This window comes from Ruania halotolerans (assembly GCF_021049285.1).
In the GTDB taxonomy this organism is placed as follows: domain Bacteria; phylum Actinomycetota; class Actinomycetes; order Actinomycetales; family Beutenbergiaceae; genus Ruania; species Ruania halotolerans.
On record NZ_CP088017.1, the window covers coordinates 3,332,974 to 3,345,239 of the forward strand.

The 12,266-nt window shown below is 67.3% G+C and carries 8 protein-coding genes; 3 read left to right on the forward strand and 5 right to left on the reverse strand.

The features are described 5' to 3' along the window. Positions 1-61: 61 nt before the first annotated feature. Positions 62-967 carry a tRNA pseudouridine synthase A gene (locus LQF10_RS14935; RefSeq protein ID WP_231064617.1) on the reverse strand — a complete coding sequence of 302 codons (906 nt, stop codon included), beginning with the start codon at positions 965-967 and terminating at the stop codon, positions 62-64. A gap of 52 nt (positions 968-1,019) precedes the next feature. Between LQF10_RS14935 and LQF10_RS14940 the strand changes: the two genes are divergently transcribed. Next, positions 1,020-1,778 carry an ROK family protein gene (locus tag LQF10_RS14940; protein WP_231064618.1) on the forward strand — a complete coding sequence of 253 codons (759 nt, stop codon included), beginning with the start codon at positions 1,020-1,022 and terminating at the stop codon, positions 1,776-1,778. A gap of 13 nt (positions 1,779-1,791) precedes the next feature. Here the strand turns inward: LQF10_RS14940 and LQF10_RS14945 are convergent, their stop codons facing one another. From LQF10_RS14945 to LQF10_RS14955, 3 genes are read right to left on the reverse strand one after another with little or no spacing between them, the layout of a single operon-like run. Continuing rightward, the gene (locus tag LQF10_RS14945) at positions 1,792-3,327 is read right to left on the reverse strand and encodes an oligosaccharide flippase family protein (protein ID WP_231064619.1); all 1,536 of its coding nucleotides are present in this window, start codon (positions 3,325-3,327) and stop codon (positions 1,792-1,794) included. 29 nt (positions 3,328-3,356) lie between these two features. Next, positions 3,357-4,133 carry a WecB/TagA/CpsF family glycosyltransferase gene (locus LQF10_RS14950; RefSeq protein ID WP_231064620.1) on the reverse strand — a complete coding sequence of 259 codons (777 nt, stop codon included), beginning with the start codon at positions 4,131-4,133 and terminating at the stop codon, positions 3,357-3,359. Next, the gene (locus tag LQF10_RS14955) at positions 4,130-5,635 is read right to left on the reverse strand and encodes a Wzz/FepE/Etk N-terminal domain-containing protein (protein WP_231064621.1); all 1,506 of its coding nucleotides are present in this window, start codon (positions 5,633-5,635) and stop codon (positions 4,130-4,132) included. The genes LQF10_RS14950 and LQF10_RS14955 overlap by 4 nt, the downstream gene beginning before the upstream one ends. Positions 5,636-5,792: 157 nt before the next feature. On the opposite strand from LQF10_RS14955, the gene LQF10_RS14960 reads away from it, so the two are divergent. Together LQF10_RS14960 and LQF10_RS14965 are read left to right on the forward strand one after the other, a co-directional pair. Further along, complete coding sequence (locus LQF10_RS14960) at positions 5,793-7,076, forward strand: O-antigen ligase family protein (RefSeq protein WP_231064622.1); 1,284 nt, start codon at positions 5,793-5,795, stop codon at positions 7,074-7,076. Positions 7,077-7,079: 3 nt separating this feature from the next. Further along, entirely contained in the window at positions 7,080-7,985 is a 906-nt protein-coding gene (locus LQF10_RS14965) for a glycosyltransferase family 2 protein (RefSeq protein WP_231064623.1), read from the forward strand. A 10-nt stretch (positions 7,986-7,995) separates the two neighbouring features. On the opposite strand, the gene LQF10_RS19400 is transcribed toward LQF10_RS14965, so the two are convergent. After that, the gene (locus LQF10_RS19400; protein ID WP_231067403.1) at positions 7,996-12,243 is read right to left on the reverse strand and encodes a fibrinogen-like YCDxxxxGGGW domain-containing protein; all 4,248 of its coding nucleotides are present in this window, start codon (positions 12,241-12,243) and stop codon (positions 7,996-7,998) included. Positions 12,244-12,266 lie beyond the last annotated feature (23 nt).

Consider the following 12,266-nt stretch of genomic DNA (forward strand, 5'->3'; position numbering starts at 1 on the left):
CCGAGGACGGGCAACCCGGCATCGAGACAAGTCGCCCGGCATCGCGCACGACGTCAGGACCTCACGATGGCCCGAGAGTGCGCACCGACCGCGCCATGCGGGCGCGCGTGGCGAGCGCCGCGTCGTCCGGGTACCGCACCTCTTCCAGCACGAGGCCTCGTGCCGGTGCCACGCCGACGGCCGGCTCCCGGACGCCACCGCGCAGAACCTGCGCCGGCCAGGACACGTCACGTCTGCCTTCCCCGACGGCGAGGCTCGCCCCGACCAGCGCCCGCACCATGGAGTGACAGAAGGCGTCCGCGCGCACATGCGCGACGGCCAGTCCATCCTCTCCTCGGGACCACCCGAACTCCTGCAACGTTCGGATCGTCGTCGCCCCCGCCCGCGGACGGCAGTACGCGGCGAAGTCATGCTCACCGAGCACCAGTTGCGCACCCAGATCCATGGCGCGTACATCGAGTGGGCGCCGATGCCAGGTCACCCACGCACGAGTAAGCGGATCCCTGCGCCCGGGCTCGTCAGCGATACGGTACGCGTACCTCCGCCACAACGCTGAGAAGCGTGCGTCGAATCCTTCGGCAGCCGGCTCGGCGCGAGAGACCACGATGTCCCCGGGCAGGACTGCCCCGAGCCGGCGTACTAGGGCAACACCGGGAGGGCGATCGCTGCGGCCAGGGGTAGCGGCCCACGCGGGCTCCGGAATGTCCACGTGGGCGACCTGACCACGCGCGTGCACCCCGGCGTCGGTACGTCCGGCCACGGTGAGTGCGACTACTGGCAATCGCAGGACCCGCGCCACACCTGCGGCGAGCTCTCCTTCGACCGTGCGCCGTCCCGGCTGCTTGGCCCATCCCGAGAACGCGGTGCCGTCGTAACTGAGGTCGAGGCGGACGCGGACAGTAGGCGAGTCCGAATGCTGAAGTTGCTGAGGGCTGACCGCTGCCCCGGCTCTGGTGTGGTCAGGCACAGCCCTAGTCCACCACAACCCGAGGCTCGTGCGGTGGCGTAAAGTCCCAGACGTGCATGAGACTCCTACCACCTTGGCCGTCGACTGCGGCGGCGGAGGCGTGAAGGCCTCCGTGCTGGATGCAGCGGGCACCATGCACGCCCAGCCGGTCCGAGCCGTCACACCGTACCCATTGCCGCCGCAGCGGCTGGTGGACCTGATCGCCGACCTCGCCGACCGCCTCCCCCCGGCCGGCCGCGTCAGCGTCGGTATGCCCGGAATGATCCGGCACGGCGTCGTGGTGGCCACGCCGCACTACGTGACCAAAGCAGGGCCGCGAACCCGGGTACTACCGGAACTACAGGAAGCCTGGGCCGGCTTCGACATGCGGGCTACGCTCGAGCGGCGACTCGCAGTGCCGGTGCTGGTGCTCAATGACGCGGAGGTCCATGGCGCCGGCGTGATCGCCGGTGCCGGCCTGGAACTGATGCTCACGTTCGGCACGGGCCTGGGCAACGCGGTGTTCGACGGCGGCGTGCTCGCCCCCCACCAGGAGCTCTCGCAGGGGCCGGTGCGCTGGGGCCTGACCTACGACGAGTACGTCGGCGAGCACGAGCGGCTCCGGCTGGGGGATGCGATGTGGTCACGGCGGATCCGGCGAGTGGTGGAGGCGCTGCGACCGGTGTACCTGTGGGACCGCTTGTACCTCGGCGGCGGGAACTCCCGCCGGCTCACGCCGCAGGTGGTCGAACGACTCGGGGACGATGTGGTGATCGTGCCGAACAGCGCCGGGATCATCGGAGGGGTTCGCGCCTGGTCGCTGCGGGTCTGATCGTGCTCAACGATCACGCACCGGTTCCCTGCCCTCGACCCCTGCGCCACAGATCGACGTTGAGCCTGCGACGATCGAGAGCACACCACCCCACCAGCAATCCACCTCCGACGATGATCGTGAGAGCCAGAGCGATCGGGTCGTCACGGCCCAGCAACGCCTGGACTGCGGCGGCGGTACCTCCCACGGTGAGCACTGGGACGGCGAGGGCGTAGCCGACCGATCGTGGCTCGATCCGCACCCCCACGAGCAGCCGTACCTCGATCGCGGCGAGCAAGGCATCGACCATCATGCTCAGCGCCCACGCCAAGGCGGCACCGATGATCCCGATCACCGGCACGAGGACGAGATTCCCGATGATGTTCAGGACCAGCGCGACCAGCTTGTTCAGCGCCGCCCACCCGCTGTGCCCACTCATCAGCAAGACGGAGTGGATGTTCCCCGCGGCCATGGTGATCACCGATCCGAGTGCGAGCACGGCCAGGGCATCGGACCCGGCGACGAAGCCGGGTCCGAGCCAGCCAAGAACGGTGGGCGCGAAAACACCAAGCGTGATGTAGATCGGCGTGCTGAGCAGCACCAGCCACATCGCGGCTACACGGTAGAGACTCTGCACCTGCGCGACGTTCCCCTCAAACATGAAGTGGCTGAAACGCGGTGACACGACCACGCGAATTGCCGTATCGACAATCAGACCGGCCGCGATCAGCCGGCTCGCCCCGCCGTACACGCCTGCTGCGGCCGTCCCGGCGAGGATGCCGACCAGGACGACGTCCAGCCATAACACCGACTGCTCGAGCCCCACTGCGAGTGTGCGCGGGACCGCGAACCGCACCATGGCGCTCGTGCGTTGCCGGGTCGGCCACCAGCGCCGCGGCTGATCGGGTTGCTCGAGAGCGCTTACCTGCCGCACGAGGACGAGCACGGCTGCGATCATCCCGAAGGTGAGAGGCACCGCCCAGGCGCCCACAGCGATGCTGGCTGCACCTCCGAGCAGCCCGATCACGGCCACCAGGACCGGTCGCGCCACGGGGACTGCGACGCTGCCCACCAGCACGAACGGAAGGACGCCACCGAGGCCGCGGGTACCGGCCAGTGCGACCGTCATGACGGCACCGGGTGCAACGAACCAGGCGAGGAGGCGCAATGCCGAGACCAGCTCCTCGCCCTCCGGCCCGGCGACAAAGGGAGCGACGATCGCCAGCAGGAGGCCCCCGAGCGCTCCCGCCAGAACCACGACGACCAGCAGGAACACCAGCGCCCCGCGAGCACCTCCCGGATCGCTCGCGCGCAACCGTGGCATCAACCACACCGCGACTGAGTCCATACCGCACTTGGCCAACCCGACGGTAATGGAGAACGCGGCGATCGCCTGCAGCACCACTCCGGCGCCATACTCGCCGAAGGTGCGTGCGATCACGAACGTGAGCACGAAACCCATCAACGCGTTCAGTGCCGCCCCGCCGAAACTGATCAGCCCGGATCGGGCGAGTAGCCGAGACTCACCGTCGTCAGGGTCTGACGCGGCCGGCACTTGCTCGGACGTCATCCTCATCTCCCTGACTTGGCCACCCGTGCCTACGACGAGCGAATGCGGCGCCCACGGACATACTGCCGAGCAAGTCGAGCGATGAAGGCGGGGTTGCCCAGAAGGTACCGCCGGGCGACGTGTCCAGGATCAATGAACAGTCTGCCCAACCATTCCAGCCCAGCTCTCGCCATCCACCGCGGCGGCCGAGCGATACGTCCACTCACGACGTCGAAGAGGCCGCCGCAGGTGAGCATGGCCGACACTTTCAGCCGGGAGCGGTAGGTGTCCACCCACTGCTGCTGCAGTGGATCGCCGAGCCCGACGAACAGGATGTCCGTACCGAACTCGTTGATCCGAGCGATGACGTCGTCGATCTGATTCGCAGCCACGTACCCGTGGTGAGCATCGATCCGCGCTGCCGGGGTGCGTTCCACAAGCCGTGCCGCGGCACGTTCGGCGACGCCCGGCTGACCCCCATAGAGAAAGATCCGGTGCCCTGCTGCCGCCGCGCGATCGACGAGCGGGTGGATGAAATCGGTGGTCGCCACGCGCTCAGGAACGCGCACGCCCAGCAATCGCGCAGCCCAGACGACGGATTGACCGTCGGCGTAGGCAAGATCGGCAGCGCACATCCGAGTGCGTAGCTGGAGATCGCGCGCCGCCTGATTGCAGGCATGTGCGTTCACTCCGACGGCGAGCCGCGCTGGACCGGGTTCGTCGACCCAGGAGAGGACGTGCGAGATGACGTCCTCCTCAGTGACAGCGTCGACCCGGAGGTTCAGCACACGTACGGACTCCCATGGCGCAGATTCCGGGGTGCTCATCGGGCTCCTTCGCGGAGCGCCCGATCAGAGGCGGAAGGCAGCGGATGCGGTCGCGTCCGGCTGCGCGGCACCGTGATGACGGCCAGCAGGGGCACGCCCGATGCGGCGAGCTCGGCGATGCTGTCGTTGATCCGGTCCGTGTGGGTACTGTCCTTGACGACCACCAGGACTGCCGCCTCACAATGCCGTTCGGCGGCCAGTCGGCTCGGCGCGGGCGCATCTGCGCTCACGGTGACGAAGCGCAGGTCGGCGGTTGCTGTCCCGGTCAACCGCTGCCGGACAGCGGCGGTGATGATCGGGTCCGGCTCGGTGATCTCAGTTCCAGCGCCGCCAATCGCCACGGTCAAGGTCGGCACCACCGGGCATTCGTACTCCTGCAACAGACCGGCCGTCCGCGTGGGCTCAAGCTCCAGTCCCGCCACCACCAGTTCGGTGCTGATCTCGTCCGGAGCGGGCAGCACCAGATCAACAGTGGACCGATCCTGAGCGAACACCATCGCCAGATTCGCGGCCACATCGGCTGGGGCGGGCGTGTGGTCCAGGATGACGATCCGGCGCGTCTGCTTCGGAAGATCGACCAGGATGAGCTCACGCGCGAGCCGCAGCCCGGCCAAGTCGCCATCTCGCGCCGGAATCCTCGACTCGGCCCCCGGAAGTGCCACGATCACTCCGGCGCCGGTGATCAGCGCGATCTCGGCCCGACTGCCCACCCGCCGATCCAGTTTGTTGGCCAGGAACGCAAGCACAAGGCCCAGGAGGAGGCCGCCCAGAACGCCTGATGCGGCGATGGTGCGCACATTCGGCGCCGTCTCCAGCGGGTTCTCCTGCGCTGGTGAGAGGATCACCCCTCCCACGGTGTTGATGCTCTCCAGTACGTTCTTGCGGGTGATGAGGCTGTTGATCTCGATGGTGACCAACTCACGGTCGCTTTCGGCCTGATTGGCCTCGCTGCTACCCGGTTCAGCGGCCGCGGAGGCTGCATTCGCACGGACCAGGTCCTGGCGCAACCCGGTGAGCTGGTCGTCGATCATCTCGATCATGCTGGACAGGCGTGCCCGCGCCTGGGCCTCGCGGTAGTCCAGATAGGCCGCCGCAATCCCATCGGCACCGTCACGTGCGCTCTCTGGGCTGTGCGCCGTGTAGGAGATCTGAAGCACCGTCGCATCGGCAACCGGAGTGGCCTCACTTGCCTCGCGGATCTCATTCGGGCTGCGTGGTGTGTCGAACTGCGCAGATGCCAGGCTGGCGACGGAGTACGACGTCGCGATGGAGGCCTCGGTACTGCCGTCGATGAGATCGGACGCCGACTGGGATGACTGGAACGGGTCGCTGGCGATCACATTGATCTGTACGGACGCAGTCGCGGAGTAGGTTGCCGGCGTCACCACGAGGTAACTGGCTGCGAGCGCCGCCCCGATGACGGTCACCACCAGGATTAAGAGCCAGCGCCCCCGGAGAGTTGCTCCGTAATGCGCCAGGGTCGACTCGGGCGTCTCCCCCATGAACCGCCTCCTCGCTAGAACTGGCGCGCCCTCGCAGCACTTGTGCTACGCGATCGGGTAGGGCATCGTTCCAAGGATGCCACGGCCCGCGCTGCGAGGTCGCTCTTCGAGCACATCCTCCGCCGAACGTGACTCGTCCTCGCCCATGGAGCCACGTGTGTTCGCCCACCGGTCTGCGCCGGTTGGCGTGCTCCCCACCTGGCCGCTCGCGGCTGGGTTCGCGGGCTATCCCCTGTGGTGGGTGCTCGGAGTCGGGGACCTCATCTGGCCGGTGGTCGCTCTCGTGATGATGTGCTATTTGGCGACACGAGGCCGACTGCACGTTCATGTGCCACGCGGATTCGGCCTCTGGCTTCTCTTCCTCGTCTGGATGGCGGTCTCGGTGGTTCAGCTCGACACCGCCGGCAGGTTCCTCGGGTTCACCTTCCGGGCCTTGCTCTACGTCAGTGCCACGGTGATCTTCGTCTACGTCTACAACGCACGCGAGCAGATCACCCGCCACTACGTGTCCCGGGTAGCCTCGGTGTTTCTCGCCGTGATGACGGTCGGTGGTCTCCTGGGCGTGGCGTTCCCCCTGCTCTCACTACGGACGCCGTTGGCGTCGGTGCTGCCGAGCAGCATCGCCGGGAACGACTTCGTCCAGGAGATGGTGGTCCGTCGAGTCACACAGTTCAACCCGGACGCCTGGGCTCCGGGCACACCCCGGCCGAGTGCCCCCTTCGTCTACACCAACGGCTGGGGCTACGCGTATGCCATCCTCCTTCCGATCGTGATCGCCTACGCAATCGAATCCCGAGGCACGCGCCGACTCCGTTGGCTGGTCCCCACCATCGCACTCTCCACAGTGCCGGCACTGCTGAGCCTGAACCGTGGCATGTTCGTCGGGCTGGGAGTCGCCCTCGTGTACGTGCTGATCCGTGCGATCCTCTCCCGGAACATCAAGGTCATCGGTGCCGTCCTCACGCTGACTGCCGTGGGCGGACTGGTCTTCGTCGCACTTCCTACCGAGGAACGGCTCTCCCAGCGCCTCGAAGGCAGCAGCACGACCGAGGACCGCTTCGCCCTCTACGTCGAGACCATCGAGCGCACTGCCGAGTCGCCGATCATCGGCTTCGGCGCACCCCGGCCCTCTGACGCCCTGGGTGTGGCGGTCGGGACTCAAGGGCAGGTGTGGATGGTGGTGTTCTCCCACGGATTCGGAGCAATCGTTCCCTTCGTCGGGTGGTTCCTCTCCGTGTTCCGACGATCGTGGCAGCTAGGGGACCCGGTCGGCCTGGCCATGGGCGCCGCCATGGCCAGCACCTCGGTGACGATCTTCTTCTACGGCATCCTGCACACCGGTCTGATGCTCGTCTTCATGATCGCTGGCTCGGTGATGCAGCCCTCGTCCGGGGGATCTCCGGAGCAGCTCGATCCTGCTCGCCCGGCCGGAACGGTGTGACCGATGCCCCGTCTCACAGTCCTGCTGCCCGTGCGCAACAGCGCTGGCACGATCCGCACGGCGGTGAGATCGGTGCTCCGGGCCCTGCCGCGCGATGCATCGCTGGCAGTTCTGGACGATGGCAGCACCGACGAGACGCCAGCCATCCTGGACGCGGTAGCGTGCCGGCAACTGCAGGTGCTGACCTCGTCTGGGATAGGCGTGGCCGAGGGTCTGAACACACTCCTGGAGCGAACGGACAGCGAATACGTCGCTCGGATGGACGGCGACGACGTCACGCTGCCCTGGCGGTTCACCGTGCAACAGAGGGCGCTCCGCCAGGCGGGAGCGGATGTGACATTCACGACGATCGCGCTGCTGCACCCGCGTCGGCTGCAGCCGACGCTGCCGATACCGATCCCGCCAGCGGCGTTCGGGCTGCATCTGATGGTCACTAATCCGGTCGCCCATCCGGCAATGTTTGCCCGGCGGTCGTCCATCGCACAGGTGGGTGGCTATCGCCAGGTGCCGTCGGAGGATTACGACCTGTGGCTCCGGATGACGCTCGCCGGGGTCCGCCTGCACAAGAGCGCCGAGCCCGGGCTCCTCTATCGCGTGCACGAGAATCAGATCACCGCATCCACTCAGTGGCGGCAGTCGTCCTGGTCAGACCCAGACATTCAGGCCTCCTACGGTGCGCTCAGCCGTGAGCTGCTCGGAGTGCCGATACCGCGGCTGCTGACTCTCGCCGCCGACGCAGGAACCACCCGGGCATCCTTTGAGGAACATATCGACACCCTCACGAGCGCACTCCAGCGCCGCGGCTCGGCCCTGCCTCACCGTGACCGGTGGTATCTCAGCAGGACCGTCGCCACCAGGGTCGCGAACGCTCGCAGGGTCTATGCCCAGGCGCGCCGAGAACGGGAGTGAGCGGAGCAAGCTACCCGATCGACGCCTCCATGCTGAAGGCCAGACTCTCGGCTACCGGATCGCTGGAATGAACTTCGACGGCGATCGTGTTCTCCCCCGGTTCCAGCGTCGTGATCGGGACAACGAGCTCCACGGATTCCTCCCTGTCCGGTGCCGCGTCGCCGACGTCGGCCGGCGTCCGGGCTGTCACGTCATCCGGAAGGTTGAGTCGACCGACCTCCTCTCCATTCGCGTACACGATGAGCCCTAGACCGCTCACCGTGCTCAGCAGCAGCTCACCGGTCGCGGCCTCGGGGAGGGTGAACTCGGTGCGGTAGTACGAGGTGATCGGCGCAGATCCGAGAACGGTGCTCAGTTCGGGGTTCATGTCGTGAGGACCCCACCCCAACGGCGCCGCCCCGGACTGCCATGACGTCACGTCGGTGTCCGGCTGCTGCCAGTCGTCAACCACGTCGTCCTCGCCGTCGTAGTAGCGCCATTGTGCGGCCTCATCGATCACGACCACGGCATCAGCTGGCGTTGCCGGACCCACGGAGTCGCCGTGTCCCTCATCGGCGGCACGCTCCTCACCCTCGGCCGGCTCCTCGACCTCCACCGGCTCCCCCTGCTCGGCCGGCTCCTCGACCTCCACCGGCTCCCCCTGCTCGGCCGGCTCCTCAGCCTCCACTGGCTCCTCGGCCTCCACCGGCTCGTCAACCTCGCCCGCCTCGTCGTCGGGCGCTCGCCGCTCCGCTGCCTGCTCCTCGCCTGTTTCGGTCTCGGCAACGGCACCGTCCGCATCCTCATCGGCAGCTGGCTCCTGCTCGACAGGTGCCTGGGCCGGCCCGGCCAGTGCGACGAACGCGGGAAGGAGGACAGCGCTCATCTCGAAGCTGTGGGTTGGAGTACTGCGATAGTTGGAGTGCACCTCGGCAGTCACCGTGTTGTCCCCGGGATCCAGGTCGGCGACGGGCACGGTGAACTCGACCGGTTCGGCCGCACGGGGCGCAGCATTCGCGTAGGTGTTCGCCGACACCGGGCCCGCATCGATGTTCTCCCGTGCCACCTCGACCCCATTCAGGTAGACCACGATCCCATCGTCGGCGCGGGTGCTGAACTGCACGTCTCCCGTGGCGTTCGGGGGGAGGGCAAACTCGGACCTGTAGTAGGACGCGAGCGGTCGAGGTGAGGCATCCGTGGTGAGCTCGGTGCCCAACTCCGCCTGTCCCCAGCCCAACGGAGCGGCACCGGTCGGCCACGACGAGACGTCGGTGCCCGGCTGTTGCCAATCCGCGGTCACCGGATCCGCACCGTAGTGGTAATGCCACGAGGAGCCGGCTCCGATCACCACGCCCGGTTCGGGGTCCGGGTCGGGGTCGGGGTCGGGGTCCTCGATGGGCGGTTGTGTCCCGAAGGTGGCGACCGCGCTCAGCTCGAAGCTGTGACTGGGGGTACTGCGATAGTTGGAGTGCACCTCGGCGGTGATCGTGTTGGTCCCGGTGGTGACCAGGTTGCCGGGGACGGTCGCCGTGACTGGATTGGCCACGGCATTGCCTGCGGACACCGCGGTGGTGGCGTAGACGCCGGGGCCCGATGCCCCCGGATCGACGTTCTGCCGCAACACCTCGACGCCGTTCACGTACACCACGATGCCGTCATCGGCACGTGTGGTGAGCTGGACCGATTCGACGGTGCTCGCATCGACCACGTCGAAGGTCGAGCGGTAGAAGGAGGCGAGTGGCCGCAACGGTGCATCGCTGGTCAGCGTCGTCCCGAGGTCGCTGTGGCCCCACCCCAGCGGGGCACTGCCGGTGGGCCAGGAGGAATGGTCGAAGCCCTGATTCTCCCAGCCTGCTGCTGGCCCCTCGGCATCGAACCAGTACGACCAGGCCGAACCGGCCGCGATCAACGTCGGATCTTGCGGGCCAGGCTCAGGCGGATCAACGACGACCGTCGCTGTCGACGCCGACCGATTGTGCGCAGCGTCGACGGCCCGCACCGCGAAGGAGGAGTCGTCGGAGACTCGTGGCAGGGTAACCGTGGTCTGTGTCGTGGCCGCCAGGACACGTCCCGAGTTGAGTACCTCGTATGACTGTGCGCCACCGACCTCGTCCCACGTCAGACGGACCTCCTCGCCGACCGCCTGCCCGTCGAGATTGGCCGGAACCGCGGGTGCACTGGTGTCCCGGGGGGCGAATCGGACGAATCCACCGGACCATTGCCGCGTGTATCCCGCACGGACCGAAGAGGTGAAGTCCCCGCCCTCCCACAGTGTGCCTGTGGAGTCGACGAACAGCGCCCATGCGCCCGCGCCGTTGCGTTGATGCGTCTCCGGGCTGAACTCCGGGTCGAATGCGGCGGTAGTCGCACTCCAGGCACCGGTCGCATTGATGCGGTCCGCCGAGGTCCACGAGGTGCCCACGTTCGGCCAGGAGCTCGCGCCGGAATAGTTGGCGTCGTAGCAGTGGCAGCCGCCATAGACCGTGACGCCGTCGGAGGCGAGCGCCTGGAAGTCTCCGCCCCGTTGCCCGATATTGGTGCTGAGCAGACTGAAGTCGTCGCGGCTGTAGGAGTAGAGATTGTGTTCAGATCCTCCGAGCCAGACTCGGTCGCCGACCTCCAGCACGGCTTGTTGGTAACCAGACCGTTCGGAACTGCTCTTCGGGATGTCCCAGGCCAGCGCCGTGGCATCCGAGGTGCGCAATGCAGCGCCCTTCAGAGTCTCGACGGCGTCGGGCTGATTGAACTTCGCCGCAGTGAAGTATCCGGCGAAGTACACCCGATCACCCTGGTCGGAGGCATCGAGATCGACGACCGTCCCGTTGAACTCCGGGTTCCAACTCCGGTCGGGTGTCCCGTCGGTCACGGAGAACCGCGCTCCGGCCCGGGTGTACGCCTCGCCATTCTCGGTGCCACCCGTGGAGTGGGTGAAGGCGCCGCCCACGTACAGCCACTCGTCGTGCACGTCCACTGATCGCACCGCAACCGCGCTGCCACCGCCGAGATAGTTGATCAGCCGACCGGAGAAGCCCGGATCGAGCTCCCCCGTGTGTGCGTCGAGCACTGCGAGTCCTTGGCGTGGCTCACCGTTCGTGGTCGTGAAGAAGCCACCCACGGCGAGGCGTCCGCCGGGCAACGCTGCCAGCGATTTGATCTGATAGTCGAACGTCGGACGGAAGGTGGAGATCCACGCGCCGGTCTCACGGTCGAACGCCGCCAGATACGCCTGGCTCTGCCGGTTCGCACCGCCGGCGGATGTCTGCACGTGTGTGAAGTTGCCGCCCACGAAGATCATGCCGTCCACCTCGGCGAAGGCCGAGGCTTCGTTGCTCCCCTCGTACGAGTTCGGGCCGTTTCCGAGGCCGTTGAGGCCCCATGTGGTCCGTTCGGCGAAACTCTGGGGGCCAGGGCCCTGGGTGCTCTGGTCGATGCCCCCGGACGGGACCGTCAGCGCCACGTCCTCACTGGTGAGCTGTGGCCGCAGGAACACCTGGGTGAAGGGACGAGGGTTGATCATCGACGTGCTGCTGCCCCAGATGTAACTCGTCGACGACGAGCTGCCTCGGGCGGAGGTGCCGTAGCCGAAACCGGTCATCCAGCCCTGTGCCGATCCTGCCGTCGTGGTGACCCGGCGGTAGAGGCTGTCTGATCCGAAGTTGGTTGTCGAGCCACCGGTCCGGGTGACGCCGTCGACCCGCCACTGTCCGACACGCTGATTGTTGTAGAACTGCCACGTCCAGGTGTCCCGCGGGCTCGCGAGCGTGAAGGTGAGGTCTTGCCACTGGGTCCCGCTCTGGTTCAGGGCGCGGCGAAGCCGGATACCCTCAGCCAGGGATGTGACCGGTTCACCGTTGAGTAGGCCCTCGATCGTCCGGGAGGGTAACTGCCGCGGCGTGAACGCTGCGGTACCCGTGTGCGGTGAACGCACCTGCCCACTGGTCCCCGACCCCATATTGGATTCGGACCAGCCCTCTCGGCCACGTCCGATCATGACCCAACCACCGCCGTCGGTGGTCTGGTCGCAGTAGAACTGGTCCGGCGCACCCAGCTCCGGGGTCCACAACCAGTAAATCCCGTCAGGTGCGTCGTCGTCGTTCTGCTTGATCTCCCAGCACGACGCCGCGGCTGTGGCCTCGGTGAGTCCGTCGACCGTACCTGGAGGCTCGATGGCCGAGGCACTCTGCTGCGGAAGAATGGCTAGCAGCGGGGCGAGCAGCGCTCCAGCGGTAGCGAAGGCGAGGAGCCGGTACCGGCTGGGCGTTGGCTGGGAGCGTGTCACTGGAGTGTCCTTCACGGGAGGAG

Excerpts from the sequence above, each read along its gene's own strand:
- LQF10_RS14945 (WP_231064619.1), bottom strand. The coding sequence starts at position 3,327 with ATGACGTCCGAGCAAGTGCCGGCCGCGTCAGACCCTGACGACGGTGAG.
- LQF10_RS14950 (WP_231064620.1), bottom strand. The coding sequence starts at position 4,133 with ATGAGCACCCCGGAATCTGCGCCATGGGAGTCCGTACGTGTGCTGAAC.
- LQF10_RS14955 (WP_231064621.1), bottom strand. The coding sequence starts at position 5,635 with ATGGGGGAGACGCCCGAGTCGACCCTGGCGCATTACGGAGCAACTCTC.
- LQF10_RS14965 (WP_231064623.1), top strand. The coding sequence starts at position 7,080 with ATGCCCCGTCTCACAGTCCTGCTGCCCGTGCGCAACAGCGCTGGCACG.